Raw genomic sequence first — 16,917 nt, forward strand, 5'->3', positions numbered from 1 at the left:
CGTGTTCGAAGCCAAATTGGCCTGCGACAAAAGCCGGCAAAACTTAGTTATTTGAATCTCGATATTTAAGCGGTCCGACCGTCAAACGACCTTAATCGAAAGTTCTAAAACCAGGCGATTCCCAAAGCCGTGCAGTTGTAGAAAACTGAACTTTCTGGTATGCTCAACACAGATTTTAGATTGTTTTTATTCAGTTTCACCTCGGCCAATAACGGCCAATTCAGGACGTAATCCGGGGTATTTAGGGGGGCACAAGAATGAGCATTTCCGAATTAAGTAACAGTTCGTGCACGATCGACGAAAACGAAGATTTCATGATTGTTTTTATTGGGAAAGAGCTCTTCTACTCCAACCAAACCCTGCGAAGCGTGCAGCACGAATTCGGCGTTGCAGCCCACAGGTTTGAATCCCTCGCGGCATTCTTGTCCGAGGCAAGCAATGCCGAGGGTTCCGGCAAGATTGTTGTCGTGGATCAGATCATGATGGAGGACCTGCTGGCCCGCCCCTCCGATTATGTCCGATCGTCCATGCCGGGATGCCTTGCCTTCGCATACCGGAAGGAGGACGCAGCCCGGTTCGTTTTCGAGCGATGGGACCGATCCCGGTTTGGACCAATCGGGTTTCTTCCGATGAACGTCGCCCCGGACGCATGGCGCGCGATCCTGCGGCTGCTGATGCATGAAGAGTTGTACCTACCGGGATTTGTGGCCAATTGCGTTGCATCGAAGCCGTGCGCGACAGGTGCGACTACGGCCCGAGAAACTCCGAAATCCCCTGCGGCTGGCCCTCTGTTGTCAAAACTGACCCGGCGCGAGAAGCAGGTTCTGCAACTTGTCTCCGAAGGCAAAAGCAACAAGGCGATCGCTGCCCAGTTGGGTATCACCGAACACACGGTCAAGCTGCACATGCACAACGTGTCGGGCAAGATCGGTGTCAGCAACAGAACGGCAGCGGCGCATTTCTTCTTTGAGGCGGCGGCGCAGGACGCGCACCGAACCTCGGTTGACTGACGACTTCGAAGCCAGGTTCGATCGGTTGATCCTTTTGGTCGGCCGCCTGAACTATGTCTGGACGAACACCGAAAGCCTGCTGATTCATCTGATTGCCGGCCTCTCGGGGACCAGCAAAGACGTAGCCGTCATCATTTTCCTGACCCTGAACACGACCCGCGCCCGAATTGATCTGGTCGAGCGTCTGGCAAAGATGGACGGAAGGCCGGCCTCGGTTCGTGATCCGATCCTAGAGCACACGCAGCGGCTCAGCCGTCTGTCTGGCATCCGCAACAAGTTCAACCACTGCATCTATTCCTTCGACCAGGAAACCGGGAACCCCAAAACGATCCTGATGCGCATTGCCGATCGAAAAACCGACATCAAGCTGGGACGCGAAGATACGGTCGACGAACAGGCGATGCAGGAAATCGAGGATGTCGTCGCGCAGCTGTCGGCGGCGAACCAGGACATCTGGCGGCTGATCTCCAAGCTGGGTTATCCGGTCTGACGATCGCCCTCGGCCAAGTCGACCAGTGTGTTTGGTGCGGGCGGTGGGACTCGAACCCACACGGCGCTAGGGCCTTCGGATTTTAAGTCCGATATGTCTACCATTCCATCACGCCCGCATCCGGCCGGTCTGATGCACCGGCGCCGGATCACGTGCCGAACACTTACACGCACCCATACCGATTGCAAAGACCGCAAGCGGTCAATTCGCCAGCCAGATCAACGCCGTTTGGTTCAGGGCAGGTAGCCACTTTTCCCAGGGAACAGGAAGTGTGCATTTCTCGCATTTCACCCCTATGCCTTGACAGATTGACTGCATTTCTATGACGTCTGCCGGATCGTTGAGGGAGGCCGCGATGAAGTCCGTCACCAACCCGTATCGAGGCGAAGGCAAACTGTTTTCACAGGCCCCCTTCCCTTCAACCAATTCCAGCCGGTTGGCGCAGCTTTTGTCGCTGTGCCCTGCCTCCGGCGTGACACCACTGGCCGAAGCGCAGGGTTTGGCGCCCGTTTCCCGCCTTTGGATCAAAGATGAACGGACGCGGATGAATCTCGGGTCGTTCAAGGCATTGGGCGCGGCCTATGTCATCGCCTACCAAGCGAGCGAAGCCACCGAGACACCCGACAACACATCCCTTGCTGGCCGTACTTATGTAACGGCCAGCGCCGGGAACCACGGCCTAAGCATGGCTGCGGGTGCGCGCGTTTTTGGTGCGAATGCCTTAGTGTTCATTTCTGAAACCGTGCCCGAGAGCTTTGCTCAGCGCCTTTCGGCGCAAGGTGCGCGAGTGGTGCGCGAAGGCGTCGATTACGCCGCAAGCATGAGCGCCGCAAGCCGCGCGGCGAACGACAACGACTGGACGCTTCTGTCAGACAGCTCTTGGGAAGGGTATTATGACCTGCCCCATCTCTTGATGGAGGGGTACGTTCAAATGGCTGTCGAGGCGGTTGATCAGTGTCCCGAACCTCCGACATTGATCCTGCTGCAGGCCGGAGTGGGAGGCATGGCGGGCGCCGTTGCCGCATGTTTCCGAAAGGCTTGGGGAGACGACCCCAAGATCATCGTGGTCGAACCGGCCGCAGCCCCGGCGCTGATGGCCAGCATCCAAGCCGGCGCGCCGGTTTTTGCAGACGGTCCGGACAGCATCATGGGACGGCTGGATTGCAAGGAGCCATCGCTGATTGCACTGAATGGACTGGCGCGGGATGCCGATCAGTTTCTGACGCTGGAGGATGACACCGTGGCCGCTCAGCTTCCGGTCATGGCAGAGGCCGGGTTCGAAACGACTGCGTCAGGCGGCGCCGGACTGGCCGCCGTTCTGGATGCCGATAGCCGCAACTTGCTCAATATCGGACCACAGGACCGCGTTTTGTGCATCGTGACCGAGCAAGCCTCGTGAGAGGGTTCGAACAAGCCGAGTTCGCGGACAGAACTGCGCGTGCACAGGATCTCATGCAAGAGCATGGCCTGGACGCCCTGCTGCTGACGACCGAGCCCGACGTCCGGTATTTCAGCGGCTTTCTGACCCGGTTCTGGGAAAGCCCGACGCGCCCCTGGTTCCTTGTCGTTCCTGCCACCGGCAAACCTGTCGCGGTGATCCCGTCGATTGGTGCGGCCTTGATGGCGCAGACCTGGATCGAAGACATCCGCACCTGGTCCGCCCCGGATCTGGCAGACGACGGAGTATTGTTGCTGGCCGAAACCCTGCGCGACCTTGTTCCGGACGGCGGCTTGATCGGATGCCCCGATGGTCATGAAACGCACTTGCGGATGCCGCTTGCAGATTTCGGGCGTCTGAAATCCGAAATCGACCGCCGCAGGATCACCAGCGACCTTGGCATTCTGCGCGACCTGCGCATGGTCAAATCTCAAGCCGAAATCAAAAAGATTGAAACCGCCTGCCTGATCGCGGGACAGGCTTTTGAGCGGGTTCCTGAGATTGCATCGGCCGGTGTTCCTCTGGATCAGGTCTTTCGACGGTTCCAGATGTTGTGTCTCGACGCAGGCGCCGATTGGGTGCCTTATCTTGCTGGCGCGGCCGACCAGGGCGGATATGGCGACGTAATCTCACCGGCAACCCAACAACCGTTGAAGCCGGGCGACGTGCTTATGTTGGATACCGGGCTGGTTTGGGATGGGTATTTTTGCGATTTCGACCGCAACTGGTCCGTCGGCCCGGCCAGTCCGGCCGTACGAGCGGCGCACCACGCGCTGATCGATGCCACCGAGGCCGCGATCGAGCAGGCCAGACCGGGCGCGACGGCCTCGGACCTGTATCACACGATGAACTCGGTCCTGTCCCGTGGCGGCGGCGGGACCGAAGCCGGGCGCCTGGGTCACGGATTGGGCATGTCATTGACCGAGTGGCCTTCGCTCATCCCAACGGATCACACGGTCCTGAAACCCGGAATGGTGTTGACGCTGGAGCCAGGTATTGAGGTCGGTGGCAAAATACTTGTGCACGAGGAAAACGTGCTGATCACCGAAAGCGCGCCGCGGTTCCTGAGCCCCAAGGCACGACGGGAGATTCCCGAGCTATGACAACACTGCCATTTTCTCTGAACACGGATGACCCGGACATATCTCCGCTTGGCCTGATCGTTCTGCAGACAGACGAGACAATCGAAGGCGATTTCCGCAGGCTTTTTGCGGGCGACCCGTCACCCATTTATGTCTCGCGCATAACCAGCGACCCGCAGGTCACGACCAAGACGTTGACCCGCATGAAGCATGCGCTTCCAGCGGCGGCAGATTTACTGCCCAAGGCGCGCCCCTTCCGGGTTGTGGGTTACGCCTGCACCTCGGCAAGCTCGGTCATCGGGTCGGAAAAGGTCGAAGAACTGGTAAAGCAGACTTGTGATGTGCAAACGGTGACCAACCCGCTGCGCGCCGCGGTTGCGCAGGCGCGCGAATTGGGTGTGTCACGCTTTGCACTGCTGTCCCCTTATGTGGAGCAGGTCAACACGGCGCTTCGCGCGGCCTTCGCCGATCAAGGGGTCCTGATGGATGTGTTCGGCACCTTTGGGATTTCCGAAGAATCAAAGGTCGTCCGAATTTCAACGCAATCCATCGTTGACGCCGCGGTGAGGTTGGGTTCGGACAGAGCGGTCGAAGCTGTTTTTCTCAGCTGCACCAACCTTCGTACGTTGGATGCTATCCCGCAGATCCGTGAACAGATCGGCAAACCGGTCTTGTCCAGCAATCAGACCCTTGCGTGGCACATGCGGCGCCTCAACACTGCGCAAAATCCTTGAATCCCACCCAATGAGGATTGGTTTTTGTCATTGAGTCTTGCCAGCCGGACATTGCTGCGTCTTTAATGTGCTCAGGGATCAATGAAATCCGGACCAACCGGATCAAGAATTGACGCAACAGGGGGTCTTGTGACCGGCACTTCTAGCGACGCCGCGTTTGTCGAATTTCAACGCGTTCAAAAATCGTATGACGGCGAAAATCTTGTCGTCAAAGACCTTAACCTCGCGATGCCAAAGGGCGAGTTTCTGACAATGTTGGGCCCATCGGGATCTGGCAAGACCACTTGCCTGATGATGCTGGCCGGGTTCGAAACTGCGACGCATGGCGAAATTCTGTTGGATGGGCGACCGATCAACAACATTCCGCCGCACAAGCGTGGCATCGGGATGGTGTTTCAGAACTATGCCCTGTTCCCGCACATGACGGTGGCCGAGAACCTCGCCTTTCCGCTGGAAGTCCGCAAAATCGGCAAATCCGAGCGCGAAGAAAAGGTCCAGCGCGCCCTCGACATGGTGCAGATGGGTGCCTTCGGCAGCCGCCGACCCGCGCAGCTGTCAGGCGGACAACAACAGCGGATCGCCTTGGCCCGCGCGCTGGTCTTCGAACCCGAATTGGTTCTGATGGACGAACCGCTGGGCGCATTGGACAAACAGCTGCGCGAGCACATGCAGTTTGAAATCACGCGTCTGGCCCATGAATTGGGGATCACGACCGTCTATGTGACCCACGACCAGACCGAAGCGCTGACCATGTCGGATCGCGTAGCGGTCTTTGACGATGGCCGAATCCAGCAGCTTGCACCGCCGGACCAGCTTTATGAAGAACCGGAGAACAGTTTCGTTGCGCAGTTCATCGGTGAGAACAACACGCTGGAAGGCGTTCTGAAATCCGTCGATGGCGGGAAATGCGTTGTAACGCTGGACGATGGGTCCGAGATCGACGCGGTTCCGATCAACGTGAGCCAACCGGGGGAACGGACCAAGGTCTCGATCCGGCCCGAGCGCGTGGAATTCAACAAGGATCGCCTCAGCCCCGAAGCGCATACGCTCAAGGCTGTAGTCAAGGAATTCATCTACATGGGCGATGTATTCAGGTTCCGCATGTCGGTGGCCGGCAATGATGAATTCATCGTCAAGACCCGGAATGCCCCTGACGCCGTCAGGCTGACACCGGGTCAGGAGATCGAGATCGGATGGCTGGCGCAGGATTGCCGCGCTCTGGACGCCTAGGCGCGCCCGGCTTCGCAATCCGCCCCCAAGCCGAAAGAACCGACCGACGAAAACCCGTGCGTTGGTCGACCAAGCATAAAACGGGAAAAACTGGGAGCTACATATGAAACGTACCACCACAATGCTGACAGCTGTTGCTCTGGCAACTGCAGCAGGCGGAGTTTCCGCCGAAGAAATGACGATCGTGTCCTGGGGCGGCGCCTATTCCAAGTCGCAGCTCAAGGCCTATCACGAGCCCTATTCGGAAAAGACCGGCGTCACCATCCTGAACGATGACAGCTCGGCCGAGGCCGTGGCCAAACTGCGCGCCATGAACGAGGCGGGCAACATCACATGGGATGTGGTCGACGTGGTTGCCGCGGACGCGATCCGTCTGTGTGACGAAGGTCTGGCGATGGAAATCGACCCGGATACCCAGCTGGCGCCTGCGCCGGACGGAACTCCGGCTTCGGAAGACTTCGGCGATCTGCTGGTCAGCGAATGCTTCATCCCTCAGATCGTGTATTCGACCACCTTTGGGTATCGGACCGACATGGTCGGAGACAACCCGCCGACCGACATCTGCGCGGTCTTCGACCTGGAGACCTATCCCGGCAAGCGGTCGCTGGAAAAGCGTCCGATCAACAACATGGAATGGGCCCTGCTGTGCGACGGCGTCCCGAAGGACGAAGTGTATGACGTTCTGGCAACCGACGAAGGCCAGGATCGTGCTCTGAAAAAGCTGGACACCATCAAGGACAGCGTCGTCTGGTGGTCCGCCGGTGCCGATACGCCTCAGCTGCTGGCTGACGGCGAAGTCGTCATGGGCTCGACCTACAATGGCCGCCTGTTCAGCGTCATCGAAGAGCAGAAGCAGCCCGTCGCCATGCTGTGGGACGCGCAGGTCTTCGATCTGGACGGCTGGATCATTCCCGCCGGTCTGAGCGAAGAGCGCAAGCAGCGCGCGCTGGACTACATCATGTTCGCGACCGACACCCAGCGCCTGGCGGATCAGGCCAAGTACATCTCGTACGGCCCGGCTCGCGCTTCGTCTGCTCCGCTGGTCGGCAAGCATGCCGAACTGGGAATCGACATGGCTCCGCACATGCCGACCGATCCGGAAAACGCCAAGAACACGTTCCTCTACAACTACGAGTTCTGGGCTGACTACCGCGACGACATCGACGCCAAATTCCAGGCGTGGTTGGCGCAATAAGCGCTTGAAACTCTGAAGAAACGTCAGGTGGCGGTGCGCCGCCATCTGACCCGGGCACAACCAAGAGGCACTGATGACTGACGCAAGCCAAACCGCAGGACCCATGCTGGCAGCGGACGGAACGCCGCTCAAGCAATCGCTGGCGCGTTCATTGCGACGTCAGAAACTGCGCGCGCTTATGCTGATCGCGCCTTTGCTTCTGTTCGTGCTGTTTTCCTTCCTGGTACCGATCGCATCGATGCTGTTTCGGTCGGTGGAAAACGGAATTGTCTCGGAAACCCTGCCCTTGACGGTCGAAGCGCTGGACAACTGGGATGAAACCAGCGGCGAATTACCGGGCGAGGACGTTTATGATGCCTTCGTTCGTGACATGGTGGTCGCGATCGAAAATAAGGAACACACCCGGCTTGGCACGCGTCTGAACTACGAAGAAACCGGCATGTCTTCGCTGTTCCGCCAGTCAGGCCGCAAGATCAAACGGTTGGATCCTGAAACCGACGGTCCGTTCAAGGAAAAGTTGATCGAGATCCATGACGGCTGGGGGGAACCGCAGACCTGGCGCGTGATCAAGACCCATGCGGTTCCGATCACCAACGGCTACTTCCTGAACGCAATCGACATGCGGCGCACCCCAGAAGGTGCCCAGGCACAGCCGGAAGACAAGCAAATTCTTATCAAACTGTTCGGGCGAACGCTGTTCATGTCGCTGGTAATCACCGGGGCCTGCATCCTGCTCGCCTATCCGGTCAGCTACCTGCTGGCGACCCTACCAATGCGCGTGTCGAACCTGCTGATGATTTTGGTTCTGCTGCCATTCTGGACATCGCTTCTGGTGCGGACATCCGCGTGGAAGGTCATGCTGCAACAGCAGGGCGTAATAAACGATACCCTCGTCTGGCTCGGGCTGGTCGCAGATGACGCGCGGCTGATCATCATCAACAACCAGATCGGCACGATTATTGCCATGACGCATATCCTACTGCCGTTCATGATCCTGCCGATGTATTCGGTGATGCAGACGATTCCGCCATCCTACACTCGCGCGGCCAAATCCATGGGCGCCACGAACTGGACCACGTTTTGGCGGATCTACTTCCCACAATCCATCCCGGGCATCGGAGCGGGGTCGATCCTCGTGTTCATTCTGGCCATCGGCTACTACATCACGCCCGAAATCGTGGGCGGCACCAAGGGTGTCTTCATCTCGAACCGGATTGCCTATCACATTTCGTCTTCGTTGAACTGGGGCCTGGCTGCAGCATTGGGGACGATCCTGCTGGCGGTGGTTCTGATCCTCTACTGGGTCTACGACAAGATCGTGGGCATCGATAACGTGAAGCTGGGGTAACCGACATGGCCGCACTGACACCAATTTCGCGCAAGCCCCTGTCCATGGTCCTGCCCAGCGTCGCACTGGCCGGCGCGTTTGCCGGCATGTTTGTCGGCGCAGGAAACGGCTCGGTCCCCCTGGGAATGATCGGCGGCGCGGCGCTGACGGCCCTTTTGGCTTGGATCTACATCTCGGTCCTCAAGAACGAGCGGCTTGCCTACTGGATCAACATCATCGGTTTCGCGTCCGTCGGCTTCGCGGTTTCCGGGCCGATGGGCGGTGTGCTCGGCTTCTTGGGCGGCTGGTTTTTCGCATGGTTCACATTCTGGCTGTACGAGGGCCGATACCGCCGCAAGCTGCTGCCTTATCTGACGGCGCAGCAGGTGTTCTATCACTACCTGTTCCGGGTGATCTGCGGCGCGATCTTCGTTTTCCTGATCACGCCAATTCTGGTGGTTCTTCCGCTGTCTTTCAACGCGCAGGACTTCTTTACCTTTACGCCCGAGATGCTGCGGCTGGACCCCGAAGGGTATTCGCTGAAGCATTACCAGGATTTCTTCACCAACAACGAATGGCAGCGCAGCTTCAAGAACTCGCTGATCATCGCGCCCATCGCGACTATCATATCGGTAACGCTGGGAACGCTGGCGGCCATCGGTCTCAGCCAATCGCATGTGCCGGGGCGGCGCGCCATCATGGGGATCCTGATTTCTCCGATGATCGTGCCGCTGATCATCTCGGCGACGGGCATGTTCTTCTTCTACAGCGACATCGGCCGCTTCCTTGAAGGCACTTTGGGCATGAACAAGACCTTTGTGGGCTACCTTAAGGTGATCCTGGCCCACGCCGTTCTGGGCATTCCCTTCGTCATCATCACCGTGACCGCCACGCTGGTCGGGTTTGACCGTTCGCTGACGCGGGCTGCTGCGAATATGGGTGCGGGTCCGGTGCGGACCTTCTTCAAGATTCAGATGCCCCTGATCCTGCCGGGCGTGATCTCGGGCGGGCTGTTCGCCTTCATCACCTCGTTCGATGAGGTGGTCGTGGTGCTGTTCGTCGGATCGGCCAGCCAAAAGACGCTGCCGTGGCAGATGTTCACCGGCCTGCGCGAGCAGATCAGCCCGACCATCCTGGCCGTGGCCACGATTCTCGTCGTCATCTCGATCGCCCTGCTGACCACGGTCGAGCTGCTGCGGCGACGGTCGGAACGTCTGCGCGGGCTGACACCGGCTTGACCCACAGCGTGGCCTGATCTAACGATTTCCCTGTTCGCCCCCTGCTGCGATGGCGTCGCAGCGCCCAAGGGGGTGATCGGCTCTCGGACCCCGAGACCGCCTGTCCTGTACGCCGGGACATGTGGCCGGGCTTTGCACGTCCGGCAAAGAAACGAGAGAGCACATGACAGACCTTTCAAATCGCCCCGAATTCTTCACCTGCCACAACGGTGACAAGGCGCCCCTGCCCTTCAGCCGGGCCGAGTACGACCGCCGGCTAGCCAAGCTGCGCGCCATCATGGCGCAGCGGGACATCCCGGTCGTTCTGCTGACCTCGATGCAGAACATCGCTTACTACTCGGGCTTCCTATACTGCGCCTTCGGCCGGCCCTATGGCTGCGTGGTGACGCAGGACAGCTGCACCACCGTGTCAGCGAATATCGACGCGGGCCAGCCCTGGCGTCGGTCGGTCGAAGACAACGTAATCTACACCGACTGGAAGCGCGACAACTACTGGCGCGCCGTAGCCAGCCTGATCGGGACTGCCCGCCGGATCGGCATCGAAAGCGACCACATGACGCTGGCTGCGCGCGACACGGCCCTGTCCATGCTGAACCAGCCTGAGCTTGTGGACATCGCCCCCGACACGATGGCCGCGCGGATGGTGAAATCGGCCGAAGAGATCGAGTTGATCAAGGGCGGCGCACGCACGGCGGATGTGGGCGGCGCGGCCATCCATGCCGCCATCCGTGAAGGTGCCACAGAGATCGAGATCGCCATGGCCGGTCGCGATGCGATGGAGATCGAGATCGCCCGCGCCTATCCCGACGCCGAGTACCGCGACACCTGGGTCTGGTTCCAGTCGGGCCTGAACACCGACGGCGCACACAACCCGGTCACCAAGCGGGCCTTGCAGAATGGCGATATCCTGTCACTCAACACATTCCCGATGATCTCGGGCTATTACACCGCGCTGGAACGCACCCTGTTCTTGGGCGAGCCCGACGCCGACAGCCTGCGCCTGTGGCAGGCCAATGTAGCCGCGCACGAGCTGGGGTTGAGCCTGATCAAACCCGGCGCGACCTGTTCCGGCATCACAGCCGAGATCAACCGGTTCTTCGCCGATCAGGGCCTGCTGCAATACCGCTCGTTCGGATATGGGCATTCCTTCGGCATTCTCAGCCACTACTACGGTCGTGAAGCGGGGCTGGAACTGCGTGAGGACATCGACACGGTGCTCGAACCGGGCATGGTCGTGTCCATCGAGCCGATGCTGTGGATTCCCGAAGGTCAGCCCGGCGCGGGCGGCTATCGCGAGCACGACATTCTGGTCGTAGGCGAGGATGGGGCCGAGAATATCACCGGCTTTCCGTACGGACCGGAACACAACATCATCAATGCGTGATGCAAAGGGGGCGAGGCATCAGCCTTGCCCCTGTTTCCGCCTGAAACGGGTGTCAGGCCAGGATGGCGTGGATTTTGTCCAGCGTCGCGACGCTGACACCAACCCCGTCTTGGTTGGCCTGCAGGCGCTTGGCGCGCCGACCATCGCCGGGCAGACGCGCTCCTTCCTGATACCGGATCGCCTCGACAAGTTCCGCGATACTGGCAGCAAACTCCGACCCGGCCGTAGCGCCGGGGTCGATGGCAATGAAGAACTGACCGGTCTTTGGCGGACCGCCCACAGTTCCGGAAAAGGGTGAAGCATGGATGCCCAAAGTGGCCCCGGTCAATGCGGCGGCCATCACTTCTGTCAGAAGTGCGACACCCACGCCCTTGTAGCCGCCCGAAGGCGCCATCGAGCCCTTGAGGCCCACGGCGGGGTCAGTTGTCGGGTTGCCATCAGGGTCCAGCGCCCAACCGACTGGAATCGGCTTTCCCTCGCGGGCGTGCTTCATGACCTCGCTTTTTGCGATCGTGCTGGCGCTTTGGTCGATCAAGACGGCAGGTTGCCCATCAGCACCCGGAACGGCCAGCGAAAACGGGTTTGTGCCCACGACGGGCCGTGAACCACCCGACGGCGCAATAGATGCAGGTGCATTGGTGAACCCCAGACCAACAAGGCCCGCCTGAGCCAAGCGATAGGTGTGATACCCCAGCACACCACAGTTGTAACTGTTGCGGATGGCCAGCGCAGCTATTCCCTGCTCGCGTGCGGCCGGGATCAACGCGTCGAACCCCAAGTCGATCGCCGGGTGCGCGAAACCGGTGGCCGCATCAACGACCACCACGCCCGGTTTTGGGGCGGATATCACCGGCTGTGCTCGCCCGTCTACCTTGCCACACTGTACGTGCTCGCAATAGATCGGGATGTAGGCCAGCCCGTGACTGGCCACCCCATCCGCCTCGGTCGCGGCGGTCGCAACCGCCAATGGCCGGGCATTGTCCTCGGACGTGCCGGCCGCCATCAGAGCGCGCAGCGACAGATCCTCGATTTCGGCAAGGGACAACGTTCGGGTTTCTGGCATCTCGGCCTCCTCAGTCATTATCGGACAAACCAGCGCCGGCGCCCAAGCGGCGAGATTCCTCGGTTGCGGGGGCATAGGTGCGTTGAGCCAGAGTGTTCAAAAAAGCCAGAGCCGCGGGCGCCGGCAGGGCGCGCGTCTGCTTGGCGCGCAGTTTTCCAGGTGTACCGCCGATCCTTACGATGACCTTTGTGGCGCTTTCCGGCCAAAGATCCGGAGCGTCCACGACCTCCCCATCCGTCGTGGCGCTGAGTTCATCACAGACGACGGTCACATTGGTTTGCAATCGGCGTGCAGCGTTGCCAGCGAACGGCAAGAGCAACAGTGGAACCGCCACGTCATACAGAACGATCGGCCCGCGGCCCAGATGATCCGAACAATCTGACAGCAGCATCCCCGCCCCCAACGGGCACATCTGCCCATGCGCCCGCCAAGGCGCCCCGAGGTCCCGCGGCGTGTGCGCATCAAACCGAAGGGCAAATTCCTGGCGCAGGACCGCTGACAAGGCGGCTGCACCGTCAAAACCTTGCAGACACAGCCAGCGGGTCGCCTTGGCGGCGTCCTCGGCCGGCCCCCAGTGATGACCCGCCCCACGTGCCGCGCGTTTTGCCAGTCCTTCGACCTCGTTCAGCGACAGGTTCATTCCGGCACCTCCGGATAAACCCAGAAATCGGCATTTTCGGGCGAAAGATCCTCGGGGTACGGCGCGCCTGAATACATGCAGATACGGACCCAACGGTCCGAGCGGGGATCGAAATGCGTCGCGCCGAAAAAGGACAGTTTGGCGCGGAGCATGTCGATCGGCAGAACTGATGCACCAATCGTGTTGTCTCGTATCTCGCTGTAGGGGGCCTTACGGCTGATCTGCGCCCGGCGGGTCGTGTGGCGATGTTCAGGATGGCGCAGAAGAAATTCCGCGGTGGTCGCGGCGGTATCCCAATCGGCCATTGCCGAATATGCCGCTGCCGCATCCCGTGCCGGGGCAAGCGGTTGTTCGTACTCGGCTACCGGCTCATCAAAGCGCTCACCCAGTCTGGGTTCCAGCTTTTCTTCCGATACATACCAGACCCTTGCGCAGGCTTCCCGGGCGCCCCAGTCCAGATCCAACGCCCAACCGAAACTGTCGCGGATCGCTTGCCGCACATCGGCCAGCGGCATGGCACCGTCAATCTCGTACAGATGCGGGCTTGAATCCGCCATGCATCCTGACAAACCGTCCACCAAGTCTGAATAGGGTTCGAGGATCAGGGAAAGAAGCAACTCCTGCCCCTCCTCGCTCAGCACAGTCTCCGACCACTCCACCAGACGGTTCCAAGGTCTTCGGCCCGTAAGATCGTCATGGCGGAGAAAGTCCGCGATCACCCCGAGGTCCGCTTTCAGAGCAGACAGTTTCCGCTCTTGTATCGGATGTTCCGAATGCCATTGGCCAATCGACACTTGGCTGCGATCAAACACCGACCGGAATACACTGATTTCTTCTTGGGTCGCGGTTTCCATGGATCGAACCCGGGCGATTGCCTCTTCGCGCGCCATGATCCAGTTGTTCAGCAGGACCGGATGATTGATCAGGAAGGGCGCCATGCCCAGTCCCGTGGAATTCCCGATGCCAAGGCGGCGCGCGATATCAGGGACCATCCTGACGGCCTTGCTTCCCCCATTGGCGCGCGCCATGTGTTCGACCAGGTCCCGCACGAAGGCGCGGGTAAGGAATACCGACAGCATCTCGGCCTGAAACGGCCCCTCGGTTTCCGGACGGTTTGCAATGTTTTCCCGGTCCGCGGCCCCGAATTTTCCCGATCCGTACACGGCCGTGGTTCGCATCAGGTAGCCAACCTTTTGGATCTGCTCCAGATCCGGCTGTCGACCATCGGCCAGGGCTTCGACTACATGCGTCCACAATCGGACCGAACGATTGGCCCGGGATAGCGACAGTTCGGTTTCGCTGATCCGGCCGGCCTCCTGCAGCGGAACATTGCAGGAAAGCCGGTCAAGGTCGGCTTCGGAAGGGATTCCGTCAAATAGGGTGAAGGTCGCGTCCCAAGCATCCGCGATCACCCGGTCCGACCGTTTTTCTGGTGGAAGATCATGGGCGAAGGCCACCAGAGAATACGCGCGTTCGGGTCCCTGTGCGACATAGACGGCCCGTCCGACACCTGCCTCGTCAATCTCGAACACCGGCGTGGAAAACCGCCAGTTGTCGCGTGCCAGGCGGCGGGTCAGAACGCGCATGAAGCTGAGCCTGCACTGGTGCAAAGACCCGAGCCTGCTGAGCCGCATAACGGTTGCCGGATCCCGGCGCGCGATATGCGGCCCCGGTCCGGTCAATTCTGGACCGGTCCGAAGTTATCCGCAAAGAAGCGGTACCAGTTCTGCCCCATGATCCCGGCGACTTCGGTCGAGGTCATCCCAACCGCGAGAAGGCCGGCCTCGATCTTGTCAAAGTCACGATTGTCCCGGAACCATTTTGGCATCGGCGGAAAACCCGGGTTCGCAGACGATCCTTCGCCGTAATCGATTTCCTTGGTCCAGCGACCCACACGCATCCACTCGACAACGCTGTCGGGTTGGTCCTGGCACAGGTCGGTTCCGATCCCGAGATGCTGTGTTCCGTATTTTTCGGCCGTTCGGGCAATCATGGTGCAAAAGCTTTCCAGCGAGCAGTCGGACTTGTCCTCCAGGTGATGAGGGTAGACCGAAAACCCGAGCATCCCACCTCTTTCCGTCACGGCGCGGATGACGGGGTCACGCTTGTTGCGCAGGGCGGGCGCCCAATCATACGGATTGGCGTGGGTGATGGCGATCGGACGCGCGGAAAGGTCGGCTGCCTCGATCGTCGAGCGGTCGGCAGAATGGCTCATGTCGATGACCAATCCCACGCGGTTCATCTCCTTGATCACCTGCCGCCCCATCCGGGTGATACCGGTGTCTTCAGCCTCGTAGCAGCCGGTCGCTAGCAGGGATTGGTTGTTGTAGGTCAACTGCATGAACCGGGCACCAAGGTCGTACAGTATTTCGATCAGCCCAATGTCATCCTCCATGGGTGACGGGTTCTGGAAACCGAAGAAAACGGCCGTACGCCCGGTGTCACGCGCGGTATCGATGTCGCTGGCCGATCGTCCCTTCATGATCAAGTCCGGGAACAACTCGAACCATCGGTTCCATTTCTCGAGATTCTGAACCGTCTCACGAAAATTCTCGTGGTAGGCGACGGTGACGTGGATGGCATCCACGCCCCCTTCCCGCAATTGCCGGAAGATCTTTTCCGACCAGTTGGCATATTGCAGGCCGTCAATCCGCATCAGATCGGGGTCCCGGCGCTGATATAGGCGGTTTTGACAGTGGTGTAGAACTCGGCGGCCGCTTTGCCCTGTTCGCGCGGTCCATACGAGCTGTCGCCCCGGCCGCCGAAAGGAACGTGATAATCAGTGCCTGCCGTGGGCAAATTGACGGTCACGACACCGGTTCTTGCATGACGCCGGAAATGCGTCGCGCGCGCAAGATTCTGGGTCACGATGCCCGATGTCAGGCCGAAATTCGTGTCATTCACGATCGCCAAAGCCTCATCATAGCTGTCGACCTTGAGCACGCTGGTCAGCGGGGCAAACATCTCTTCCCTATTGATCCGCATAGTGTTGTTCGTGTTCACGAACACGCCGGGCGACATGTAATACCCGTCATGCTGCAGCTCCAGCCGTTGCCCGCCGCACGCCAGCTCGGCGCCTTCGGATTGGCCAAGTTCGACATAGGCCAGGTTCTCTTGCAGTTGCTGTTCGCTGACAACGGGGCCCATCTGCGTGCCTTCCTCCAAGGCATGCCCAACCTTCAGTGCCTTGGCGCCGGCGACAAGCTTCTCGACAAAGGCGTCGTGGATCGCGGCGTGGACCACCAACCGCGAAGCGGCGGTGCATTTCTGCCCGGTGCCGCCAAAAGCTCCGCCCAACGCAAGTGACACCGCCAGATCCAGATCCGCGTCATCCATCACGGCCAACGCGTTTTTTGAGCCCATCTCCATCTGCACCTTGGTCAGGTTCTGGATGGCTGCTGCGGCAATGCCTTTGCCGACGGGCACCGACCCGGTGAACGAAATCGCATCCACCTGAGGGCTTTCAACCAGTCTTTGTCCGATTGCGCCGCCTGACCCCATGACCAAACTGAAAAGACCCTTGGGAATGTCCTGACGCGCGATGATCTCGGTCAACGCCACAGCTGAGGCGGGGGTCAGGTTGGCCGGCTTCCACACTACGGCGTTCCCATAACACAAGGCCGGTGCGATCTTCCACGCGGCCGTAGCTGTCGGGAAATTCCAAGGAGAGATTACCGCGACAACCCCGACCGGTTCGCGGCGCACGTCGATTTCGACGCCTTCACGTACGCTGTCCGCGTTTTCACCAATCTGGCGCAGGCATTCCGCCGCGTAATACGTAAAGAACTGCCCCGCGCGGTAAACTTCGCCCTTGCCCTCGGCAAACGGCTTCCCCTCTTCTCGCGACAACAACCGCCCCAACTCTTCAGCGCGGGACATCAACTCGGTCCCGATACTCATCAGAACCGCCTGCTTCCGTTCCAACCCATAGGCCGCCCATTCCAGCTGCGCGTTACGTGCACGATCAAGGGTCGCGGACAGCTGATCGGCGCTTGCCTGGGCGAACAGGCCAATCACATCCGTCAGATCAGAGGGGTTGCGGTTCTCGATCGCGGTGTCGCCGGCCATCCATTCGCCGGCAATCAG

The 16,917-nt window shown here is 60.1% G+C and carries 15 protein-coding genes and 1 tRNA gene; 10 read left to right on the forward strand and 6 right to left on the reverse strand.

What is annotated here, in order from left to right:
• Nucleotides 1-257 precede the first annotated feature (257 nt).
• Nucleotides 258-1,010 (forward strand): helix-turn-helix transcriptional regulator, encoded by a 753-nt coding sequence (locus tag ACR0JC_RS05900; protein WP_254430693.1) that lies wholly within the window; start codon nucleotides 258-260, stop codon nucleotides 1,008-1,010.
• Nucleotides 1,003-1,500, forward strand: a complete 498-nt coding sequence (locus ACR0JC_RS05905; RefSeq protein WP_093962654.1) for a hypothetical protein — start codon at nucleotides 1,003-1,005, stop codon at nucleotides 1,498-1,500. The genes ACR0JC_RS05900 and ACR0JC_RS05905 overlap by 8 nt, the downstream gene beginning before the upstream one ends.
• A 32-nt stretch (nucleotides 1,501-1,532) precedes the next feature.
• Here ACR0JC_RS05905 and ACR0JC_RS05910 read toward each other — a convergent pair.
• Nucleotides 1,533-1,618, reverse strand: a tRNA-Leu gene (locus ACR0JC_RS05910).
• 237 nt (nucleotides 1,619-1,855) lie between these two features.
• Between ACR0JC_RS05910 and ACR0JC_RS05915 the strand changes: the two genes are divergently transcribed.
• The 8 genes from ACR0JC_RS05915 (at nucleotide 1,856) to ACR0JC_RS05950 (ending at nucleotide 11,128) form a co-directional block, all read left to right on the forward strand.
• Entirely contained in the window at nucleotides 1,856-2,899 is a 1,044-nt protein-coding gene (locus tag ACR0JC_RS05915) for a pyridoxal-phosphate dependent enzyme (RefSeq protein WP_170338080.1), read from the forward strand.
• Complete coding sequence (locus tag ACR0JC_RS05920; protein WP_170338078.1) at nucleotides 2,896-4,041, forward strand: M24 family metallopeptidase; 1,146 nt, start codon at nucleotides 2,896-2,898, stop codon at nucleotides 4,039-4,041. Before ACR0JC_RS05915 ends, ACR0JC_RS05920 begins: the two co-directional genes overlap by 4 nt.
• Nucleotides 4,038-4,754 carry a maleate cis-trans isomerase family protein gene (locus tag ACR0JC_RS05925; protein WP_170338076.1) on the forward strand — a complete coding sequence of 239 codons (717 nt, stop codon included), beginning with the start codon at nucleotides 4,038-4,040 and terminating at the stop codon, nucleotides 4,752-4,754. The genes ACR0JC_RS05920 and ACR0JC_RS05925 overlap by 4 nt, the downstream gene beginning before the upstream one ends.
• Before the next feature lie 81 nt (nucleotides 4,755-4,835).
• Complete coding sequence (locus ACR0JC_RS05930; RefSeq protein ID WP_174819681.1) at nucleotides 4,836-5,984, forward strand: ABC transporter ATP-binding protein; 1,149 nt, start codon at nucleotides 4,836-4,838, stop codon at nucleotides 5,982-5,984.
• A 103-nt stretch (nucleotides 5,985-6,087) separates the two neighbouring features.
• Nucleotides 6,088-7,179, forward strand: coding sequence for an extracellular solute-binding protein (locus ACR0JC_RS05935; protein WP_093962659.1), 1,092 nt, complete (start codon nucleotides 6,088-6,090; stop codon nucleotides 7,177-7,179).
• Between the two features lie 73 nt (nucleotides 7,180-7,252).
• Complete coding sequence (locus ACR0JC_RS05940) at nucleotides 7,253-8,527, forward strand: ABC transporter permease (RefSeq protein WP_170338072.1); 1,275 nt, start codon at nucleotides 7,253-7,255, stop codon at nucleotides 8,525-8,527.
• Nucleotides 8,528-8,532: 5 nt separating this feature from the next.
• Nucleotides 8,533-9,744, forward strand: coding sequence for an ABC transporter permease (locus ACR0JC_RS05945; RefSeq protein ID WP_170338070.1), 1,212 nt, complete (start codon nucleotides 8,533-8,535; stop codon nucleotides 9,742-9,744).
• A 163-nt stretch (nucleotides 9,745-9,907) separates the two neighbouring features.
• Nucleotides 9,908-11,128 (forward strand): aminopeptidase P family protein, encoded by a 1,221-nt coding sequence (locus ACR0JC_RS05950; RefSeq protein ID WP_170338068.1) that lies wholly within the window; start codon nucleotides 9,908-9,910, stop codon nucleotides 11,126-11,128.
• Between the two features lie 52 nt (nucleotides 11,129-11,180).
• Here ACR0JC_RS05950 and ACR0JC_RS05955 read toward each other — a convergent pair whose 3' ends face one another.
• The 5 genes from ACR0JC_RS05955 to ACR0JC_RS05975 are packed head-to-tail and all read right to left on the reverse strand — an operon-like array spanning nucleotide 11,181 to nucleotide 16,899.
• Nucleotides 11,181-12,191, reverse strand: coding sequence for an Ldh family oxidoreductase (locus ACR0JC_RS05955; RefSeq protein ID WP_170338066.1), 1,011 nt, complete (start codon nucleotides 12,189-12,191; stop codon nucleotides 11,181-11,183).
• A 10-nt stretch (nucleotides 12,192-12,201) separates the two neighbouring features.
• Nucleotides 12,202-12,831, reverse strand: a complete 630-nt coding sequence (locus ACR0JC_RS05960) for a DUF3726 domain-containing protein (RefSeq protein WP_170338064.1) — start codon at nucleotides 12,829-12,831, stop codon at nucleotides 12,202-12,204.
• Entirely contained in the window at nucleotides 12,828-14,465 is a 1,638-nt protein-coding gene (locus ACR0JC_RS05965) for a hypothetical protein (RefSeq protein WP_170339996.1), read from the reverse strand. The genes ACR0JC_RS05960 and ACR0JC_RS05965 overlap by 4 nt, the downstream gene beginning before the upstream one ends.
• Before the next feature lie 44 nt (nucleotides 14,466-14,509).
• On the reverse strand, nucleotides 14,510-15,487 hold the full coding sequence (locus tag ACR0JC_RS05970; protein WP_170338062.1) for a membrane dipeptidase: 978 nt from the start codon (nucleotides 15,485-15,487) through the stop codon (nucleotides 14,510-14,512).
• Nucleotides 15,487-16,899, reverse strand: a complete 1,413-nt coding sequence (locus ACR0JC_RS05975; RefSeq protein ID WP_170339993.1) for an aldehyde dehydrogenase family protein — start codon at nucleotides 16,897-16,899, stop codon at nucleotides 15,487-15,489. Before ACR0JC_RS05975 ends, ACR0JC_RS05970 begins: the two co-directional genes overlap by 1 nt.
• Nucleotides 16,900-16,917: the final 18 nt, after the last annotated feature.

The organism is Ruegeria sp. CH5 (assembly GCF_056537025.1).